General features: G+C 39.9%; 19 protein-coding genes and 1 other annotated feature. Of the genes, 15 read left to right on the top strand and 4 right to left on the bottom strand.

The features are described from left to right. Window positions 1-295 precede the first annotated feature (295 nt). The 4 genes from ACI35L_RS02875 (at window position 296) to ACI35L_RS02860 (ending at window position 4,331) form a co-directional block, all read left to right on the top strand. Window positions 296-1,231: a beta-ketoacyl-ACP synthase III gene (locus ACI35L_RS02875; protein ID WP_439802222.1), complete on the top strand. Its 936-nt coding sequence runs from the start codon at window positions 296-298 to the stop codon at window positions 1,229-1,231. Between the two features lie 37 nt (window positions 1,232-1,268). After that, window positions 1,269-2,507 carry a beta-ketoacyl-ACP synthase II gene (fabF, locus tag ACI35L_RS02870; protein ID WP_439802197.1) on the top strand — a complete coding sequence of 413 codons (1,239 nt, stop codon included), beginning with the start codon at window positions 1,269-1,271 and terminating at the stop codon, window positions 2,505-2,507. Window positions 2,508-2,680: 173 nt separating this feature from the next. Further along, window positions 2,681-3,481: a DUF2268 domain-containing protein gene (locus ACI35L_RS02865; RefSeq protein WP_439802196.1), complete on the top strand. Its 801-nt coding sequence runs from the start codon at window positions 2,681-2,683 to the stop codon at window positions 3,479-3,481. A gap of 88 nt (window positions 3,482-3,569) precedes the next feature. Beyond that, on the top strand, window positions 3,570-4,331 hold the full coding sequence (locus ACI35L_RS02860) for a YjbA family protein (RefSeq protein ID WP_049671782.1): 762 nt from the start codon (window positions 3,570-3,572) through the stop codon (window positions 4,329-4,331). A 93-nt stretch (window positions 4,332-4,424) separates the two neighbouring features. On the opposite strand, the gene trpS is transcribed toward ACI35L_RS02860, so the two are convergent. Next, the gene (gene trpS / locus ACI35L_RS02855) at window positions 4,425-5,414 is read right to left on the bottom strand and encodes a tryptophan--tRNA ligase (RefSeq protein WP_049671781.1); all 990 of its coding nucleotides are present in this window, start codon (window positions 5,412-5,414) and stop codon (window positions 4,425-4,427) included. Window positions 5,415-5,461: 47 nt separating this feature from the next. Then, window positions 5,462-5,712, bottom strand: a binding site (T-box leader). Window positions 5,713-5,766: 54 nt separating this feature from the next. After that, the gene (locus tag ACI35L_RS02850; RefSeq protein WP_439802195.1) at window positions 5,767-6,144 is read right to left on the bottom strand and encodes a DUF3899 domain-containing protein; all 378 of its coding nucleotides are present in this window, start codon (window positions 6,142-6,144) and stop codon (window positions 5,767-5,769) included. Window positions 6,145-6,508: 364 nt separating this feature from the next. Here ACI35L_RS02850 and ACI35L_RS02845 point away from each other — a divergent pair, with 364 nt between their 5' ends. The 8 genes from ACI35L_RS02845 to ACI35L_RS02810 all read left to right on the top strand — a co-directional run bounded on the left by ACI35L_RS02845 (window position 6,509) and on the right by ACI35L_RS02810 (window position 14,761). Further along, complete coding sequence (locus tag ACI35L_RS02845; protein ID WP_439802194.1) at window positions 6,509-8,158, top strand: peptide ABC transporter substrate-binding protein; 1,650 nt, start codon at window positions 6,509-6,511, stop codon at window positions 8,156-8,158. A 296-nt stretch (window positions 8,159-8,454) separates the two neighbouring features. After that, window positions 8,455-9,384, top strand: a complete 930-nt coding sequence (opp3b, locus tag ACI35L_RS02840) for an oligopeptide ABC transporter permease (protein WP_049671778.1) — start codon at window positions 8,455-8,457, stop codon at window positions 9,382-9,384. After that, the gene (opp3C, locus tag ACI35L_RS02835; RefSeq protein ID WP_049671777.1) at window positions 9,384-10,412 is read left to right on the top strand and encodes an oligopeptide ABC transporter permease; all 1,029 of its coding nucleotides are present in this window, start codon (window positions 9,384-9,386) and stop codon (window positions 10,410-10,412) included. Before opp3b ends, opp3C begins: the two co-directional genes overlap by 1 nt. 19 nt (window positions 10,413-10,431) lie before the next feature. Then, on the top strand, window positions 10,432-11,499 hold the full coding sequence (locus ACI35L_RS02830; protein WP_049671776.1) for an ABC transporter ATP-binding protein: 1,068 nt from the start codon (window positions 10,432-10,434) through the stop codon (window positions 11,497-11,499). 1 nt (window position 11,500) lies between these two features. Further along, window positions 11,501-12,442: an ABC transporter ATP-binding protein gene (locus ACI35L_RS02825; RefSeq protein ID WP_049671775.1), complete on the top strand. Its 942-nt coding sequence runs from the start codon at window positions 11,501-11,503 to the stop codon at window positions 12,440-12,442. A gap of 493 nt (window positions 12,443-12,935) precedes the next feature. After that, a complete protein-coding gene (locus ACI35L_RS02820; protein WP_439802193.1) occupies window positions 12,936-13,313 on the top strand; it encodes a hypothetical protein in 378 nt (125 codons plus the stop codon). Window positions 13,314-13,509: 196 nt separating this feature from the next. Continuing rightward, window positions 13,510-13,914 (top strand): helix-turn-helix transcriptional regulator, encoded by a 405-nt coding sequence (locus ACI35L_RS02815; RefSeq protein WP_439802192.1) that lies wholly within the window; start codon window positions 13,510-13,512, stop codon window positions 13,912-13,914. Window positions 13,915-13,963: 49 nt separating this feature from the next. Continuing rightward, window positions 13,964-14,761, top strand: a complete 798-nt coding sequence (locus ACI35L_RS02810; protein ID WP_439802191.1) for an aminoglycoside adenylyltransferase domain-containing protein — start codon at window positions 13,964-13,966, stop codon at window positions 14,759-14,761. A gap of 80 nt (window positions 14,762-14,841) precedes the next feature. Here the strand turns inward: ACI35L_RS02810 and ACI35L_RS02805 are convergent, their stop codons facing one another. Next, a complete protein-coding gene (locus ACI35L_RS02805; RefSeq protein ID WP_439802190.1) occupies window positions 14,842-16,224 on the bottom strand; it encodes an MATE family efflux transporter in 1,383 nt (460 codons plus the stop codon). Next, window positions 16,221-16,661, bottom strand: coding sequence for a MarR family winged helix-turn-helix transcriptional regulator (locus ACI35L_RS02800; RefSeq protein ID WP_049671771.1), 441 nt, complete (start codon window positions 16,659-16,661; stop codon window positions 16,221-16,223). Before ACI35L_RS02800 ends, ACI35L_RS02805 begins: the two co-directional genes overlap by 4 nt. A 350-nt stretch (window positions 16,662-17,011) precedes the next feature. Between ACI35L_RS02800 and ACI35L_RS02795 the strand changes: the two genes are divergently transcribed. The 3 genes from ACI35L_RS02795 to ACI35L_RS02785 all read left to right on the top strand — a co-directional run. Continuing rightward, window positions 17,012-18,133 (top strand): YibE/F family protein, encoded by a 1,122-nt coding sequence (locus ACI35L_RS02795; protein WP_439802189.1) that lies wholly within the window; start codon window positions 17,012-17,014, stop codon window positions 18,131-18,133. Next, window positions 18,130-18,897: a YibE/F family protein gene (locus ACI35L_RS02790; RefSeq protein WP_049671769.1), complete on the top strand. Its 768-nt coding sequence runs from the start codon at window positions 18,130-18,132 to the stop codon at window positions 18,895-18,897. Before ACI35L_RS02795 ends, ACI35L_RS02790 begins: the two co-directional genes overlap by 4 nt. Window positions 18,898-19,014: 117 nt before the next feature. Further along, window positions 19,015-19,325: hypothetical protein (locus ACI35L_RS02785; protein ID WP_439802188.1), on the top strand; the 311-nt coding region annotated here is incomplete at its 3' end.

Below are 19,325 nucleotides of genomic sequence, written 5' to 3'. Positions count from 1 at the left end.
CTGTCTCTTTTTTATTGGGACGAGGACCGAACATGAGACGGTCTAAGCCATCACCTTCCTCTTGCCTCTTCCATAAGCCATCACCGTCTTCTTGCCTCTTCCTAGGGAATAGATCCATGAAATAACACCTCCATACGTTTAGTTGTCTACATTAGAATATGAATAATCTGTCCAAGTGGATATGACATTCACCTTATTCCAAAAAATTTCTTGCAAAGAGGAATGGCTTCTTTTAAAATTAGTACCAAGTCTTAATATCAATTAATAAAACATGAACATTAGGAGAGGTGCTATGATGAATGCTGGCATATTAGGAGTAGGGAGATTCCTGCCGGAAAAAGTGGTCACCAATTTTGATTTAGAAAAGACCGTAGACACTTCAGACGAATGGATTCGTACACGCACTGGCATTGAGGAAAGAAGAATCGCTGATGAGCGGATAGATACTTCTGACATGGCGTATGAAGCAGCTGTCCAAGCATTAAAGGATGCTGCTATTACAGCAGAGGAGATTGATTTGATTTTGGTTGCAACGGTTACCCCTGATAAGGCTTTTCCGTCAGTTGCTTGCATCATTCAGGATAAGCTGGGTGCAAGTAAGGCTGCGGCCATGGATATCAGTGCTGCCTGTGCCGGATTTACATATGGAATTGTTACTGCCTCACAATATATAAAGTCTGGTGATTACTGCCACATTCTTGTAGTTGGTGTAGAAAAACTATCAAAGATTACGGATTGGAATGACCGTAATACAGCTGTACTGTTTGGAGATGGAGCAGGTGCTGTCGTGATGGGGCCAGTCAGTGAAGACAGAGGAATTCTCTCGTTTGAGCTTGGTTCTGACGGGTCGGGCGGAAAGCATCTAGAGAAAGCGGATGAGTTCATTACAATGAACGGTCGGGAAGTATTTAAATTTGCGGTCAGACAAATGGGTGAGTCCTCTCTTAATGTATTGAAGAAAGCTGGTTTAACGAAGGAAGAGGTTGATTTCCTCATTCCTCATCAAGCGAATATTCGTATTATGGAAGCGTCTAGGCAGCGTTTAGAGCTTCCAGTTGAAAAGATGTCTAAAGTTGTTCATAAATATGGAAACACTTCATCAGCCTCGATTCCGATTGCATTATGTGAAGAAGTAGAAGCTGGGAGAATAAAAGACGGGGATTTAATTGTCCTGGTTGGATTTGGTGCCGGTCTCACTTGGGGTGCGGCCGCTATACGCTGGGGCAAATAAACGAATGATTGAGATCACATAGAAGGAGCGATTGTACATGGAGCTGAAACGAGTTGTTGTGACAGGCATGGGAGCTGTTTCTCCATTAGGAAATTCTGTCAAAGAGAATTGGGAGAAAGCTATTAATGGTGTATCTGGGATAGGGCCTTTGACAAGAGTGAATGCAGACGAATTTCCGGCAAAGGTTGCCGGAGAAGTAAAAGACTTCGAAATAACGGATTATGTGGACCGTAAGGAAGCAAGGAAGATGGACCGCTTTACTCACTATGCCATTGCGGCAGCCAAGATGGCAGTAGAGGATTCTAAGCTGGAGATTACACCGGAAAATGCTGAGCGAGTAGGCGTTTGGATTGGATCGGGAATTGGCGGAATGGAAACCTTTGAACAACAATATGATGTGTTCTTAAAAAGAGGCCATAGACGTGTAAGTCCGTTTTTTGTACCGATGCTGATCCCAGACATGGCGAGCGGCCAAGTCTCCATCATGCTTGGGGCTAAGGGAATTAACTCCTGTACAGTTACCGCTTGTGCTACAGGGACAAATTCAATCGGCGATGCCTTCAAAGCCATTCAGCGCGGGGATGCTGACGTCATAGTCACCGGTGGAGCGGAGGCGCCGATTACGAGAATGGCCTTGGCGGGTTTCTGCGCCAATACAGCTCTTTCCACGAATCCAGACCCAGATTCAGCTAGCAGGCCATTTGATAAGAATCGAGATGGCTTTGTCATTGGAGAGGGAGCAGGCGTACTGGTGCTAGAGGAGCTATCCCATGCAATGAAGCGAAATGCGCCAATCTATGCGGAAATTGTTGGATATGGATCTACTGGTGATGCTCACCATATTACAGCTCCTGCACCTGAGGGAGAAGGCGGTGCGAGAGCAATGAAAATGGCTCTTGATGATGCCAAGCTTTCCTCTGACGCCATTGATTACATTAATGCACATGGAACGAGTACTGAATACAATGACTCTTTAGAAACAATGGCCATTAAATCTGTGTTTGGCGAGCATGCCTACCAGTTGGCTGTGAGCTCAACAAAATCTATGACCGGCCATTTGCTTGGCGCTGCCGGCGGAGTAGAGGCCATTTTCTCGGTACTATCAATTGTCAATGATCTTATTCCTCCGACTATTCATTATCATGAAAAGGATCCAGTGTGTGATTTGGATTATGTCCCGAATGAAGCGAGAGAAAAGACCGTTCGCTGTGCGATGAGCAACTCCTTTGGCTTTGGCGGCCATAATGCAACGATTGTTTTTAAGAAATACGAATAAAAATATTATGTCACGATGAAATAAAAGGCAAGAGATGATTGCCCGAAGGTTGAAAGATGAATCCTTCTGGCTGGTCTCCTGCTTTTTTTATTGGATTGTGCCTATTCACCATTCCCAAAACATAGGGGTCTTCATATAATGCAGGAGCAAATGATTTGGGGAAGTGAACAAAGATGGGCATTATCAGGACAGACAAATGGCTTGATGAGTCTTTTGGAGATATGAGGAAGGTGGAAGACCATATATTAGAAACGGTTTATTCCCAGGAACAAGCATTGATTGAAACGTTAAAAAAGACGGGAATGTATCGTCCCAATAAAAGGACTAAGGTTATCTACGAACAGATGAAGGAAAGAGCTATATGGGATGAGGCAGAAGGATATTTCAAGAAGTATCAAAAGGAATGGAATGGACCGGATATTCCTATCTTCATTTTTCCTGTGGCAATGGAGGGCCTTAGACTTTTCAGGCCTTCTGAAAAAAGGAAGGCGGGACTCGCCTTTGTCGATAAACTGTTTCTCTTTGTCTCTGGGGATATTGAGAAGAAGGAGTTAGAAGCTTTATTTGTTCATGAATATCATCATGCTACACGCCTTTCTATACTGGATGAAAGAATGGAAAGCAATTTGGCAAGCTCGATTGTGATGGAAGGCTTGGCTGAATATGCAGTGAGTGAATATTGCGGTACGCCGTATTTGGCGCCTTGGACAAAAAGACATACAACTGACGAAGTCCGTAAAAGACTTAAATCGAATTATGTTCCCAACTTTGAGCTGGAGAGAAATGATCCACTGCATGACAGGCTGCTTTTCGGCGGCGGCGGTGTGCCGAAGATGGGGGGGTATGAAGCGGGATACAGGGTCGTGAAGGATTATGCAGAATATAAAGGGTTGAAGACAAAAGCGTTATTTACTCATTCAGCCAAGGATATCATCAGTCGTTGGCAGGAACTAGCCGGGGAACAGACGGATTAATCGGAATTTCCCGTAGAAACAGGAATATTTTCCATGAATTCTGCCTATAATGATTGACAAATAGGATAGAAGCGAGGGATATTCTGGTATGTTGTATCTCCATGATGTTTGGGTGAATTGGTTTGAAGGAGAAGAAAATAGCTATAATATTTGCAGTTTTCATGAGTGGAGAAAAGAAGACACGGTAGAATTACTCGATCAAGTGCCTCTTTTGAAGCTGGAGCCTGTTTTATTTCACTACATCGAAAATGATTTATTGGAGCTTCCATCAAGCCTTTTGGAGGAAGTCTATAAGAAGGCTTATATTCGCAAGAATCATGAACGTATTCCAATGGATTATTGCTTTGTCGCAACTGATGGGACAGGCATTATTGCCATCGATACGATTGGCTACAGTATCCCAATCCGCAAGAGCCGCCTTATTCCTCGTCAGGAGCAATTGGCTTATGAAATGATCCAAAATATTGAACCGGAAAAATATGATTATGCCTCTATGATCGCGGATTACAAGAAGAAGGAATATCATATACTCTCCCCCTCGCCAACTAGTATGCTTGGACTAACGAGGCGTGAGCGTCAATTGAAGCAGCTGCTCTTCATGGCACTGGATCAATTAAAGAATGCCGGCAATACAGCTGAAATCCGCTATTGGTATACGGAATGGGCCCCGGAGGAATACTCCAATGTGCTTGAAATGAGTTTTGAGGAAATATGGCAGAAGTTATTTGATGAAATGAAGCAGGGCTGGACAGGAAAGCACACAATGCTGTGTGAGCGTCTCATAAAAGGTCAGCCTTTCTTTGAAAAGCTGTGGGAAATGGAAGTTGGTGACCGGCCATCCATGCTGTAGGATGGCCTTTTCTTATGAAAATAGTTTTTTCTGAATAGAAAAAGAGTGCAGACTGCAAGCAAGCTTGCGTAATCTGCACTCTTTTTTCGCGTTTTAGCGTCTTTTTCTGCCTAGCCCTACGGCATTCTTCATCTTTGTTAATGTCTTATTAGCTGCTTTATTAGCTTCAAAAGCACCTTTATCAAGTATTTCATCAAGCTCAGGAGAGTTGAGCAGCTCGTTGTAACGTTCCTGAATCGGGCGGAGGGTATTGACTACAACCTGAGCAACCTCTGCCTTGAAATCTCCATAGCCTTTTCCTTCAAATCGTGCTTCAATGCTTGATACGGGCTCTCCGCTTAAAGCAGAGTGAATATCCAGCAGGTTGGAGATGCCTGGTTTGTTCTCGCGGTCATATTTCACGATTCCTTCAGAATCAGTGACCGCACTCTTAATCTTCTTCTCAATTTGCTTCAAGTCATCCAATAGGCGGATGGTTGACTTTTGGTTTGTATCGGATTTACTCATCTTTTTGGTCGGTTCTTGCAGGGCCATGATCCTTGCACCATGAGCTGGGAGCTGAATGTCAGGAATGGTGAAGATCTCCCCGTATTTCTTATTGAATCGCTCTGCGATATCACGGGTCAATTCAACATGCTGCTTTTGGTCATCACCGACAGGGACGATATCGGTCTTATATAGAAGGATATCGGCTGCCATCAATGGCGGATATGTGAGCAGACCCGCTGAAATGGCCGCCTGCTTCTGTGATTTATCTTTATACTGAGTCATTCTTTCAAGCTCGCCAATATAAGAATTACATTGCATAATCCATCCTGCCTCGGTATGGGCCGGAACCTCTGATTGAATGAAGATTGTTGCCTTTTCAGGGTCGATTCCAACAGCAAGGTAAAGAGCAGCAAGACTCTTAATATTCTTTCTTAGCTCTAGTCGGTCTTGCGGAACGGTAATAGCATGCTCATCTACGATACAGAAATAGCAATGATATTCATCCTGAAGCTTGACGAATTGTCTCATTGCTCCAATATAATTTCCTAATGTAACTGTTCCAGTCGGTTGAATGCCGGAAAAAATCGTTTTCATCTTAAAAACTCCTTTCAGTAATAAAAAAATCCCATTCATCCTCTTAAAAAAGGGACGAATGGGATTCGCGGTACCACCCTAATTGTTTATGATCTTCATACATAAACCGGCTCTATATCATGCTTATTATGAAAGCATGATTGCCCAATAACGCGGGCATTAACGTCCATGCCATACTATTAGTTCCGGCAGGAGGCTCAGGTAAGTCCATTCGGGCAAGGGGGATGTTTGTTCGCAGCGACCACAAACTCTCTGAGATCCTTTCAATTGCCGTACTATTCTCCATCATAGCCTGTCATATTTAGTAAGCTTTAAGTAATGATATTTTACTCAAATATCCCGTTTTTGGCAACTACCTAATCATCATATAGGAACAGGCAAAAGTTATCAGAAAGGATAAGGCTCCGGAATAGATGAGCGGACGGGTCCAGGAGGAGGTGAGCACCTTCATATCAGGCCCTTTTTCTTCAGTATCGCCCGAAAGCTCGGAAATATATTCTTCTTTTTTTGTACTTCTCTTCATAACCTTTTTATAGCTATGGGCGAAAATGCTGAAAAATCCGCGGCCGATAACAAACATCATCGCTCCGATACTTAAGTATGCGAGCCCAATCATAAAATAGGCATTAATGAAAGGAAGAAGGATTTCCGGTTGAAAGAGAGAGTAGGCTAATGCAATAAGAAGAGCGGATGCATTTAGAATCAAATATTGTCTGCTGGGAGATATCATGATTGTCCTCCATTTTGTTTAGCGTTGTTGTAATAATATTATACCTTTTTTGAAATTAAAAGTTTATTTTTTAAATTAGGAGTTGAAAGATTTTAAATAAAATTTTAATATATTACTATGTTTACTAAAAGCTAATTTACAAGGTATCTGTTTTGAATATTCTGAAAACATAAAAAGATTGTTTTAGTTTATTCATGCGTTACTTAAGTAAATCGAGCTTTTGCTGGCAAGTTTGACTTTCTAATGACACAGTAACTTAACGGAATTGTAAAAAAAGATTGCAAAATTGTCAGAAAGCATTTATTATTGGTTACGAAATCTTCTGAAAATTAGAAGAGAAAAAAATAGGGAGGTCATTAACTGTATGAAAGCAAAAAAAGTGTCATTATTCCTTGTGATGATTCTTGCTTTAAGCACGTTCTTGGCTGCATGTTCTGGCGATGACAGTACATCTAGCAAAGGCGGCGGGAGCACAGAGGGAGTAGAACAAGTACTTAATGTTGTTGAATCGTCTGAAATCCCATCTATGGATACAACTTTAGCAACTGACTCAGTATCCTTCAACGTAATGAATAACGTTATGGAAGGTCTTTACCGTTTAGGTGAGAACGATGAGGTTACTGACGGTGTAGCTGAGGGTGAGCCAGAAGTAAGTGAAGATGGCAAAACGTACACTTTCAAATTAAGAAAAGATGCTAAATGGTCTAACGGCGATCCTGTCACAGCTCACGATTTCGTTTATGCTTGGCAAAAGGCTGTTAATCCTGACACTGGTGCTCAATATGCATACATGATGTATGTAGTTGAGAATGGCCAAGAAATTAACTCAGGAAAGAAAAAACCTTCTGAGCTAGGTGTTAAAGCTATTGATGACAATACACTCGAAGTTAAATTAGCAAATGCGGTTCCTTATTTTAAATCACTTCTTTCTTTTGGAACATTCATGCCTCAAAACCAAAAATTCGTTGAAGAGCAAGGCGATAAATATGGTTTAGAAGCAGATACAACAATCTATAATGGTCCTTTCACACTATCTGAATGGAAACATGAAGAAAGCTTTAAGCTTTCCAAAAACAAAGAGTATTGGGATAAAGACACTGTAAAGCTTGAAACAGTAAACTTCAAGATTGTTAAAGATACAAACACAGCGGTTAACCTATATGAAACTGGTAAAATCGATCGTGTAGGCCTATCTGCTGAACATGTTGATAACTTTAAGGATTCCGAAGAGTTCCTAACTGAACCAGATTCTTCTGTTTTCTACTTGGAATTCAACCAAGAAAATGAAATTCTAGCAAACACAAAAATTCGTAAGGCTTTAACAATGGCATTTGATAAAGAAGCGTATGTTGATACTATTTTGAATAATGGATCAAGTGCTGCTTACTATATCGTGCCGAAACAATTCTACACAACTCAAGACGGCAAAGATTTCCGTGACGTAAACGGAGATATGCTTAAAACAAATAAAGATGAAGCTGCTAAGCTTTGGGCTGAAGGCTTAAAAGAACTTGGCAAAGATAAAGTTGAGCTTGAATTGTTAAATTATGATTCTGATTCTGCTAAGAAAACAGGTGAATACCTGAAAGAGCAAATGGAATCTGTACTTGAAGGCTTCACGCTTACAATCAGCCAACAGCCTTTCCAAAATAAATTGGATCTTCAAGCAAAAGGTGATTTCGACATTTCCTTCTCTGGATGGGGCCCTGACTATCAAGACCCTATGACATTCTTGGATATGTTCACAACTGGCAACGGAAATAACCACGGTAAATTCAGCAATGCAAAATACGATAAATTAATCAAGGATGCTAACACTACACTTCTTGATGATTTAAAAGCACGTGATACTGCTATGGCAGACGCAGAGAAACTTCTTATTGAAGAAGAAGCTGTTATTGCCCCAATTTACCAACGTGGTGGAGCTTTCTTGATGAAAGATAAAGTTAAAGGATTACTTACTCACTCATTCGGTGGGGACTACAGCTACAAGTGGGTATCAATCGAGGAATAAAATCTCGTGAGCCTATCTAGGAGAGTGCAAGCCAAAAAAAGGGCTTGTACTCTCCTTTTCCCTAGTTATGGGATTGTATTCAGAATTGACTGTAAATTTTTGAGTATTGCATTATGTTAAATAGGTTGTTGATATCGTTATCTATTTTCTGTGGAATGGGTCGCAATATCTAATTGATTACTTATATGGCTGGAACAATCTAATAAATTGCCATATAAGTCCATTCCACAGAGAATACTTATAAAAGGACAACTAGTATATTTAACGATGCTAGATAGAAAAAAGGGGGGCTAAATATGCTGCGATTTACACTACAAAGATTACTCTATATGATCATTACCCTTTTTGTTATTACCACTGCTACCTTTTTCTTAATGAAAATGCTTCCTGGTTCTCCCTTAAAGAACCAAGAAAAGCTATCAGCAGAACAAAAAGAGATTATTTACGAGAAGTATGGGTTAAATGACCCGGTACCTGTGCAATATGTTAACTATATGGGAGATTTGCTTAAAGGTGATTTAGGGACATCCTTCCAGTATGATAATCGCCCAGTTACAGAATTGATTGCGACACGTATTGGAGCTTCTGCTCACCTCGGTTTCCAGGCCTTACTGTTTGGGACAATTATGGGGCTTATTTTAGGAATATTTGCCGCTCTTCGGCATAATACATGGGTTGATTTCAGTGCAACTGTCATTGCGGTTCTAGGGGCTTCGATTCCATCATTCGTTTTTGCTGCTTTCCTGCAGTACTTCTTGGCTGTTAAGTGGGAGGTATTCCCTGTTGCTTTCTGGGAAGGCTTTGAGTATACAATACTGCCTACACTCGCATTATCCGCTGGTGTAATTGCTTCCATTGCCCGATTCATGCGTTCTGAGATGCTTGAAGTAATGGGATCCGATTATATTACACTAGCAAAAGCAAAAGGGCTGTCCGGTACAAGTGTTGTTATCAAGCACGGAATTCGTAATGCCTTAATTCCAATCATTACGATTCTTGGACCGATGGCAGTCAATATCATGACAGGAACATTAATTATCGAGCAAATCTTTGCTATTCCTGGTCTTGGGTACCAGTTTGTTAGCTCCATTAATCAGAATGACTATACTACGATTATGGGTACAACCATTTTCTACAGTGTGCTATTTATCTTAGTCATATTTGTGGTAGACATCCTTTACGGTGTTGTTGATCCTCGTATTCGTTTAGCAGGAGGGAAGAAATAATGGAAAAAAACATACAAAATGAAAATCTCTCTCCTGAATTATTCCAGGTTGTTGGTCCAAAAGGTAATGATGCTGAAAAGATTGAAAGAAAAAGCTTAACATTTTGGCAGGATGCGAGACATAGATTGTTCAAAAACAAAGGTGCCGTTGCTGGATTAATAGTGATTATCATCTTTGTCCTTCTGGCGATTTTTGGACCGATGGTATCCGGATACACTTTTAAGGAACAGGATTTAGGGAAATCAAAATTTCCGCCAAGAGTTCAAGGTCTTGAAAATATATCTTGGCTTCCGTTTGACGGAACGGATAAAAATGGGAACAATGTGTATGAGGCTAAGGGGTATGAAGACACATACCACTGGTTTGGTACAGATGATTTAGGACGTGACCAATGGACAAGGATCTGGTATGGAGCGAGAATTTCCTTATACATTGCCGTCTTAGCAGCTGTCATCGAATTCTTCATAGGAGTTACCTATGGCGGCGTATCCGGTTTCTTTGGCGGAAGAATTGATGCGTTCATGCAGAGGATTATAGAGGTGCTTGTAGGGATTCCATATTTAATTGTCGTTATTTTGATGATTTTGATATTCGATAAGCCAGGGGTACTGTCCATCACGCTTGCCATGGTTGTTACGGGGTGGATAGGTATGGCTCGAATGGTCCGCGGGCAGTTCTTGAAGCTTCGTGATCAAGAATATGTGCTCGCGTCTAAAACATTAGGAGCTACAAATTCAAGTCTTATCTTTAAACATTTATTACCTAATACATTAGGCCCAATCATTGTTACATCGATGTTCACTATTCCAGGGGCCATTTTCACAGAAGCGTTCTTAAGCTTTATCGGTTTAGGGATTGCTGCTCCGGAAGCCTCATTGGGCTCCCTGGTGAATGAAGGGTTCAGATACTTACGTTCATTCCCATATTTATTGATTATTCCAGCTCTTACAATCAGTATCTTGATTTTGAGCTTTAACTTATTAGCTGATGGAATGCGCGATGCGCTAGATCCAAAAATGAGAAAATAGTAGCGGAGGAGAATAAAAAATGGATAAATTACTAGAAGTAAAAGATTTGCATGTCTCCTTCAATACCTATGGTGGGGAAGTAAAAGCTGTCCGCGGTGTCAGTTTCGACCTTTTTAAAGGCGAAACATTAGCGATTGTCGGAGAATCCGGTTCCGGTAAATCTGTTACGACGAAAGCGTTAATGAGATTGTTACCTGAACCAGCAGGATTTATTAAAGAAGGCCATATCCTCTTTGGAGACCGTGATATTGCGAAATTAAGCGAGAAAGAAATGCAAAAGGTACGCGGCAAGGAAATCTCTATGATTTTCCAGGATCCGATGACTTCCTTGAACCCGACGATGAAAGTCGGCAAACAAATCATGGAGGGCTTAATCAAGCACCAAAATTTCAGTAAGGCAGCTGCTCGTGAGCGGGCAATCGAGCTTCTAAGACTCGTTGGGATTGCGCAGCCTGAGATTCGGATGAACCAATATCCGCATCAATTCTCAGGTGGTATGAGACAGCGTGTAGTCGTTGCGATTGCTCTGTCTTGTAATCCTAAGGTTCTTATTGCCGATGAGCCGACTACTGCTCTCGATGTAACCATCCAAGCACAAATTCTTGAATTGATGAAGGATTTGCAAAATAAAATTGATACATCCATCATCTTTATTACGCATGACTTGGGTGTAGTAGCCAACGTAGCTGATCGTGTGGCTGTTATGTATGGCGGTCAAATTGTTGAGACAGGAACAGTTGACGAGGTATTCTATGATCCGCGTCATCCATACACATGGGGATTATTATCCTCCATGCCAAGCCTTGATAATGATGGAGACACAGAATTAATCGCGATTCCGGGAACGCCTCCGGATTTAATCAATCCACCTAAAGGCTGCCCATTTGCACCGCGTAATGAATATGCACTGGAAATTGATTTTGAGAAGGAGCCTCCATACTATCAAATTTCTGAGACTCATTTTGTGAAGTCCTGGCTTCTTCATCCGGATGCACCGAAAGTTACGCCTCCGGAAGCTGTACAAGCACGAATTCGCCATATGGCCTCCAATTTTGATAAACCTGTAGAAGTGGGAGGGATTAACTAATATGGCTACGAAAGAAAAAATCATTGAAGTTAAAGGAATTAAGCAATATTTCAATGTCGGTAAGCCAAATATGGTTAAAGCCATTGACGGTGTCTCCTTTGATATTTATAAAGGGGAGACACTAGGGCTAGTTGGAGAGTCTGGCTGTGGGAAATCGACAACAGGCCGCTCCATTATCCGTCTATATGACTTAACAGAAGGTGAAGTTCGTTTTAAGGGAAAAGAAGTTCATGGCAAGAAGAGCCGTAAGGAATTAAAAGAATTTAACCGCGGCATGCAGATGATTTTCCAAGACCCTTATGCTTCACTTAATCCGCGTATGACAGTTGCTGACATCATTGCGGAAGGTATTGATATTCACGGTCTGGCGAAATCAAAAGAGGACCGCATGAACCGTGTTTATGAACTATTGGAAACAGTAGGTCTAAACCGTGACCATGCGAACCGTTATCCGCATGAATTCTCCGGCGGTCAAAGACAACGGATTGGGATTGCGAGAGCGCTGGCAGTAGAGCCGGAGTTCATCATTGCTGATGAACCGATTTCTGCACTTGACGTATCTATTCAAGCCCAGGTCGTTAACCTTTTGAAGAATCTTCAAAAAGAAAAAGGATTAACGTATTTATTTATCGCCCATGATTTATCCATGGTTAAATACATTAGTGACCGTATTGGTGTTATGTATTATGGAAAATTAGTCGAGGTTGCGGACAGTGAGGATTTATATAAGAATCCAATGCATCCATATACACAATCCTTATTATCTGCCATTCCATTACCGGACCCTGACAGCGAAAGAACGCGCCGCAGAAAAGCGTACAATCCAGAGGTCCATCAATATGGTGAAAATGAAGAGATTGAAATGCGTGAAATTGCTCCAGGACACCATGTGTTATGCTCTAAAAAGGAATTCGAGGAATATAAGAAGAAGTATGTTAAATAAGCTTGATGAGACCATCCAAACAGGATGGTCTTTTTTTGCACCTATTCTTATTAAGAAGGTTACCCAGCAGAAAGAATTAAATGGTAAACTATTACAAAAAGGTATCTAGGAGGATAGAAATCTTTCGCTGTATATATGATGTATTGAACAACTAGGAAAATACCTGCTAGGACTGGGTGTATTCATTTGTGGAATGTTTGGATTCTTAGTTATTAGGAGTGCTATAAAGGTTGAGATACACGTAATAGAAAAGGGGGGGGCTTAGGCTTTTGATGATTCTTATAGTAATAATCTTATTCGTATATCTCTTTGATTTCACGAAATTAAGAAGACAAAATGAGACCATCATTGAACAGAATGAAAAAATGATTTCTCTATTGGAGGAGATTAAAAATAAAAGCAGCTAAGACTTCAGTTGTTGGAGATATAGGTTATAAACAAAAATGAAGGATAATAAGAATGAAAGGATGATGCTTTACAGGGGGAGAACTAGATGATTATTGCTTTCATTGGAGGCGGCTTATTTTTGCTGGTTGCATGCTTATATACTTTGCTGGCTTTCGGGTTCCCATATGGAGAATTTGCAATGGGCGGTAAATACACGGTCATGCCGATTAGATTGAGAGTGGCTTGTGGCTGTTCTGTGCTGATTCAGTTATTTGCGATCATCATTATCTTACAGACTGCTGACATCATTCCTTCTTTATTCTCGATTGGCATTACCAGGGGCCTTTGTTTTTTATTTGCCTCATATCTTACGCTTAATGCAATGATGAATGGGTTTTCTAAGAGCAGAAAGGAAAGGTTAGTTATGACACCTCTGGCTATCCTTACAGCGAGCTGTTTTTGGATAACAGCTATTGCTTCTTAGGAAGTATAAAAGAAAATTTAAAAGTTCAAGTTCCTCTTATCAAGAGCTGAATGATCAGCTCTCTTTTTTATGTGAGGGAAGAGGAGATTTTTTTAGAGGCTGCATTGAATGTAAACCTGCTGTTTACGTTTGTAACGATAAGTTTATTCCATACTATCCCATTTTTGTTGTAGGATTTTATTAGGAGATATCGGATATGGATAATGATTTTGGAAGTAAATTAAAGACTCTGAGAGAGGAAAGAAAATGGTCTCAAGATGAATTAGCCAAGGAATTGAATATGTCTCGTCAGGCTGTGTATAAATGGGAAAGCGGTAGAGGGTATCCTGATATTCAAAATCTAATTAGGATAAGTGATTTATTCGGGGTGACCGTTGATGATTTGATAAGAAATGATAAAAAGCTGCAAGATCAGATTAGTATTAAGGAAGAGGTATCAATTGAACAATTTGGTGATCCAGGTTTTTATTTAGGAATGATTTTGGTTTTTATCGGCATCTTTACATCAAATGATTCGTTATCAACTATTGTTATGATTATAGGCTTATTAACGATTTGTTTCTTTACTGATGCTGTCAAATCAATCAAATCCCTTTATTAACGTAATCTTATATATGGCTGGGTAATAAAACGAGAGAGGGAGTTGGAAGATGGGGTACAACTGGTATTCGTGTCCTGGTGAAATAAAGGATTATGTCTATACTTTAACTAAATCTATTAAGGGGATTCTTAAGGACAATTATAGAGGAGTGTATTTACATGGCTCTTTAGCAATGGGAGGGTTCAATCCTAGAAGGAGTGATTTGGATGTTTTGGTGATAACGAAAATTTTCATGACAACAGAAGTAAAAAGGGATTTAGCACGATTTTGTCTACATCATTCCTATTCTCCTTTTGCTCTTGAGATTAGTTTTATTTGTGAAGAACATTTAAAGCATTGGCAGCATCCTTGTCCCTTTGATTTACATTATAGCGAGTTCTGGAGAGAGCGATATACAGAGGATTTACTAAATGATACCTATCAGTTTTTGAATGATGAAGTACATGCTGACAATGATTTGGCGGCTCATATGACCATTATCAATCATAGAGGCGTATGTGTGGATGGTGATTCAATCAATGAAGTATTTCCTCTAATTCCGAAGTCTGATTACGTTTCGTCGATTTTAGGCGATTATGTAGAGTGTTTAGAGCGTATGGAAGAAGACCCAATCTATTGTTCACTTAATGTATTAAGGGTGCTTTTGTATTTAGAAGAAGGAGTCATCTCATCCAAGCAAGAGGCTGGGAGCTGGGGAGTAAGAGTATTACCAAAAGAATTTGCCATTACGCTTAATAAAGCAATCGATGGTTATTCGGGTTGGAAAGATACATATACCTTTAATAAGTTCGAGCTGTTATCTCTAAGGAACTACCTATCAAAAAGGGTGCAAAATGTACTAGGATGAACAGTGGTGTTGAAGGGACTTTAAATAGAAAAAGGCAGAGGTATTGTTCAAACAACATCTCTGCCTTTTCGATTCTTTCATCAGCCGGCCAAGGAGTCCTCCATTTCTTTTGGATAAGAAATCTGACCTCTTGTCCTTTTCATTTCACGGCGCAGGAAGTATAGGGTGGTAACGGCTGTAATTGAATCACTGATAGGCATGACAAACCATACTCCCTTTAACCCCATAAAGCGGGGAAGTATGAATAGTAAAGGGATAAACAGCAGAACCTGGCGCATCAAGCTTAATAATAAGGAGATTTTAGGTTTTCCGATTGATTGGAAATAGTTAGGTCCCACTACTGAAATGCCTAAAATAGGAAGGGCAAATAAGAAGATCTTCATCCCTTCTACCGCCATTTGAGTAAGAGTAGGATCATTATTAAAAATGCCAACGAAGAACGCAGGAAATAATTGAATCATTGCTGCACCAAGGCTTAAAACGACCGTTGCCGCAATGATTGAATAGATCAACGCTTTTTTGCTGCGATGATATTGCCTTGCCCCGTAGTTGAAACCGATAATTGGCTGAGAGCCTTGATTAATACCGAAAATCGGCATTAGGAAGAACAATGATATGGAGTTAATCACGGTCATTGCACCAATGGCCATGTCTCCGCCATAGGTCATCAATGTATTGTTTGCAAATATTTGTACAAAGCAAGAGGCAAGCTGCATAGCGAAAGGCGCCATACCGATTGCGAAGATTGTTTTGATAATCGATATGTTGAGTTTCATGTTGATTAATGAAATTTTTAATACAGATGAACCTTTTGTGAAATGGAATAATAACCAGAATGCTGTAATCGCCTGAGAAATAACAGTAGCAATGGCCGCTCCTTGGATACCTAAATCAAAACCGAAGATAAGAATTGGGTCTAAGATCATATTAATTGCACAGCCCACTACCATAACGATTGCTGCTAATTTAGGATGTCCATCTGCACGCGTCATATGTGAGAAGGCAAAAGCGAATAGGTTAAAGATAATTCCGATAAGGATGATTTGGATATAGTCTTTAGCAAAAACAATGGTTTGATCAGTTGCTCCGAACGAGCGCAGCAATGGGTTTAAAAACAGTAGCCCAAGAACAGTTAATCCAATTCCAAGGAAGATTATTAGCTTAGTCGCATTACCGATAATTTGCTCTGCTTCATTCTTATTGCCTTGCCCTAGTTTAATGGATATACTTGCTGTCGCACCGATTCCCACTAACATCCCAAATGCCAATATTAGTGTCATAATCGGCATTGTAACTCCAACGCCTGTAATGGCCATTGGGCCCACATTAGGGATATGCCCGATGAAAATACGGTCTACAATATTATATAGAGCATTCACGATCATCCCGATAATGGCAGGAACTGAATACTTCAATAAAAGTTTTCCGATTGATTCTGTGCCTAATACGTTTTGATTATTCAATGGTTTTCTCCTTTCAATAAGCTGGTTGTGATTTTTTTCAGCAGATAAGTCATCTGTGCTTCTTCTTCTTTTGTTAAACTCTGTTTGATGGTTTCGTCCCAAGCGTGAAGTTTATTAAATACTTCTTCCTTAATGTTCAATGCTTTTTCTGTAATAAAAACCTTGTAATAGCGTTTATCTTTTTCATTGCGAACCCGATAAACTAAATTCTCCTCCTCTAATTTCTTTATCGCTCTAGCAACGGTTGCTTTGTCGACTAAAAGAAGCTTTGCCAGCTCCTCCTGACTTACGCCGTCTTTGCGGTAAAGTTGTAAGAGAAAGGCGTATTGTCCAGAGCCGATTCCATATTCCTGGAGCTCTTTAGATATTAAGGCTGACCCTTTACAATAAATTTTCGCGATATAACGTCCAATATCCTCTGAATGATTACTATTCATATTAACTGTCACCCTCTCTTACAGAATTTGTTTAGAAAGAAAATATGCAATTCTGTTATTTACCTATCAACTATATGCATTCATTCAATAAACATTATATTAGTATAATAATAGATAGTTGTTTATGCAACTATTTTTTCTTTCTTCCTTAATGGAATTGATTGATATTCCTGTAAGTGTTTTTAAATAAACGAACCCTTCTCTTTTGAACAAAACAGAAGCCAATTTATTAAAGGGTATGAAGATTGAACAGAATCTTCTTTTTTGTGGATTTAATTGACGAGGGAAACAAAGTCTTGCTATTCTAACTCCAATACATATAGTAAGATTCTAGTTTTGGGGGTGTTGTCTTGCGTAGCTTCTTGTTGAAAGTAAATAAACCGTTATTTCGCGCTCTCCTGCTTGCGATTTGCATCCTTTCTTCTATTGTGTTTGTGAATCATAATCATGCACTTTATGATAAGCCTATAGCAGAAGTGACAGAGGTAAAGACTGTTGATACGGAGGACTTATTGGATCGATTTGAGAATCATGATTCCCTCTATACGCAGGAAATGAAAGCAGTCATGAGAAATGGTGATCTAAAGGGTCAGGTGATTTCTTTAACCAATATGTATTCTGATTCGGGAGCATATGATATAGATTATCAAGTTGGCAACGATGTTTTTGTCACTATTAAGGAATCAAGTGAGACTGATTCGCTCACTGGCACCATCCAGTCGTTAAAGAGAGATCACTATGTGCTGCTGGCGGCATGGGTGTTCATTTTAACGCTTTTATTTGTTGGAAGGAAACAGGGTTTTTTTGCGGTTATTAGTCTTGTGGTGAATGCGGCCATCTTGTCTTATGCATTGGATGTTTATCTGGGCACAGGCATAAGTTTACTCTGGATTTGTGGTGGCTCTGTTGTTATTTTTACTGTTATTTCTCTTATACTTGTCAATGGCCTTAATGAGAAGACCTTTGCTGCTATTATAACGACCTTGCTTGGGACTTTTGTATCATTTTGTCTGACATTTCTTGTGATGGAAATGACGAAGGACAGCGGTCTGCGCTATGAAGAAATGCAATTCTTGACGAGCCCATACCGGATAGTATTCCTGGCTGGGTTATTCATTGGGTCGCTTGGTGCTGTCATGGATGTGGCTATTACGCTTGTTTCTTCTATCTTTGGACTTTATGAAAAGAAGCCTGATATATCGGTTAAAGCACTGCAGACATCTGGATTTGAGATTGGCAAGGATATAATGGGGACAATGACCAATATTTTATTTTTCGCTTATATAAGCGGGTCAATTCCTATGTTAATCCTGTATTTAAAGAATGCATCCCCTCTTGGATTTACCCTTTCAATGAATCTTTCATTAGAGATGGCTAGAGCATTTGCGGGAGGAATTGGAATCGTCATCACTATTCCGATTGGATTATATACGGCGATTTTCTTTATTAATCGAAAAAGGAGCAGGCTATGAATACACTTGTGTCACTGGCGCTTCTGTTGTTTATCCTTATGCTGATCATCGGAGGGAGAAAAGGGGCCAGGTCTTTTATTGCAATATTCTTCAACTTTATGGTTCTGATGATTTCAGTCATTATCATGTTAATTCCGCAGGCTGACCCAATCATCGTAACGTTTATTGCCTGCGTGATTATTGGCTGCATAAATTTGTTCTTTATTAATGAAATAAATACAAAAACAAAAACAGCCTTTCTTGCTTCGCTTTTGACCATTATTGTTCTGCTTGCATTCATATGGGTTCTGACTGATGCTTCGAAGATACAAGGATTCGGAGAAGAAGAAGTGGAGGAGTTGACGATTTTCTCCCTTTACATAGGAACTGACTTTGTGAAGATTGCTGCATCTGTTATTATCATGAGTACAATCGGTGCGATAACGGATGCTGCCATGGCTATCTCTTCTCCAATGTTTGAGATGCGCTTCCATCATCCTTATGCGAGCAGGAAAGAATTCTTCTCGTTCGGCATCCAAATTGGTAAAGACATTTTAGGTACAAGTGCTAATACATTATTCTTTGCCTTTTTTGGCGGGTATATGGCCCTGTTGATTTGGTTTAAGGATTTAGACTATTCCTTTGGTGAAATCATCAATTCGAAGATTTTCAGTGCCGAAATGATGACAATATTCTGTGCAGGCACTGGAGTGGCATTAGTTATTCCAATGACCGCCTGGATTACAGCCTATGTCTTTACGAGAGTGAAGAAGACTGAGACATAGTAGAAATTATTGAATGAATTCTCCCTTTTCGGGGAGAATTTTTTTGTTGGTGTAAGTTGAATGCATTTGTAAATAATTGTAAAATTATTGAGAGGACAAATATTTATTGGAGGACTTTTGATCAAAATCATTCTACGAAATTTATTAACTGTCTTAGTTGTAACAGTCTTTATTGCATTCCTCTTTGTTGGGTTTCTACTATTTATAGAAGAAATTCAATTGGTCGACATCATACCTTTTACGTTAATAACGATTATGTACACCTCCCTTTTAGTGTTTCGTTTTGGATTTGTATCCTCGATCATTGGTGAATGTTTTGCTTATTTTGCTCAAAACGAGCGTCATCGAATGGCTATAAAACTGCTAATCTATTGTTTATCCCTGTCTCTATTTTTATCTCTGGAGGAAAGTAACTTATTTTTCAATAT

The organism is Pradoshia sp., assembly GCF_051873915.1.
Classification (GTDB): Bacteria; Bacillota; Bacilli; order Bacillales; family Pradoshiaceae; genus Pradoshia.
The sequence above is the reverse complement of the archived record's forward strand: the minus strand, read 5'-3'. Positions and strand labels throughout refer to the sequence as shown.

Bases quoted from the DNA above. Each gene is read 5' to 3' on its own strand.
- ACI35L_RS02875 (WP_439802222.1), top strand. From the start codon at position 296: ATGAATGCTGGCATATTAGGAGTAGGGAGATTCCTGCCGGAAAAAGTG.
- fabF (WP_439802197.1), top strand. From the start codon at position 1,269: ATGGAGCTGAAACGAGTTGTTGTGACAGGCATGGGAGCTGTTTCTCCA.
- ACI35L_RS02865 (WP_439802196.1), top strand. From the start codon at position 2,681: ATGGGCATTATCAGGACAGACAAATGGCTTGATGAGTCTTTTGGAGAT.
- ACI35L_RS02860 (WP_049671782.1), top strand. From the start codon at position 3,570: ATGTTGTATCTCCATGATGTTTGGGTGAATTGGTTTGAAGGAGAAGAA.
- trpS (WP_049671781.1), bottom strand. From the start codon at position 5,414: ATGAAAACGATTTTTTCCGGCATTCAACCGACTGGAACAGTTACATTA.
- ACI35L_RS02850 (WP_439802195.1), bottom strand. From the start codon at position 6,144: ATGATATCTCCCAGCAGACAATATTTGATTCTAAATGCATCCGCTCTT.
- ACI35L_RS02845 (WP_439802194.1), top strand. From the start codon at position 6,509: ATGAAAGCAAAAAAAGTGTCATTATTCCTTGTGATGATTCTTGCTTTA.
- opp3b (WP_049671778.1), top strand. From the start codon at position 8,455: ATGCTGCGATTTACACTACAAAGATTACTCTATATGATCATTACCCTT.
- opp3C (WP_049671777.1), top strand. From the start codon at position 9,384: ATGGAAAAAAACATACAAAATGAAAATCTCTCTCCTGAATTATTCCAG.
- ACI35L_RS02830 (WP_049671776.1), top strand. From the start codon at position 10,432: ATGGATAAATTACTAGAAGTAAAAGATTTGCATGTCTCCTTCAATACC.
- ACI35L_RS02825 (WP_049671775.1), top strand. From the start codon at position 11,501: ATGGCTACGAAAGAAAAAATCATTGAAGTTAAAGGAATTAAGCAATAT.
- ACI35L_RS02820 (WP_439802193.1), top strand. From the start codon at position 12,936: ATGATTATTGCTTTCATTGGAGGCGGCTTATTTTTGCTGGTTGCATGC.
- ACI35L_RS02815 (WP_439802192.1), top strand. From the start codon at position 13,510: ATGGATAATGATTTTGGAAGTAAATTAAAGACTCTGAGAGAGGAAAGA.
- ACI35L_RS02810 (WP_439802191.1), top strand. From the start codon at position 13,964: ATGGGGTACAACTGGTATTCGTGTCCTGGTGAAATAAAGGATTATGTC.
- ACI35L_RS02800 (WP_049671771.1), bottom strand. From the start codon at position 16,661: ATGAATAGTAATCATTCAGAGGATATTGGACGTTATATCGCGAAAATT.
- ACI35L_RS02790 (WP_049671769.1), top strand. From the start codon at position 18,130: ATGAATACACTTGTGTCACTGGCGCTTCTGTTGTTTATCCTTATGCTG.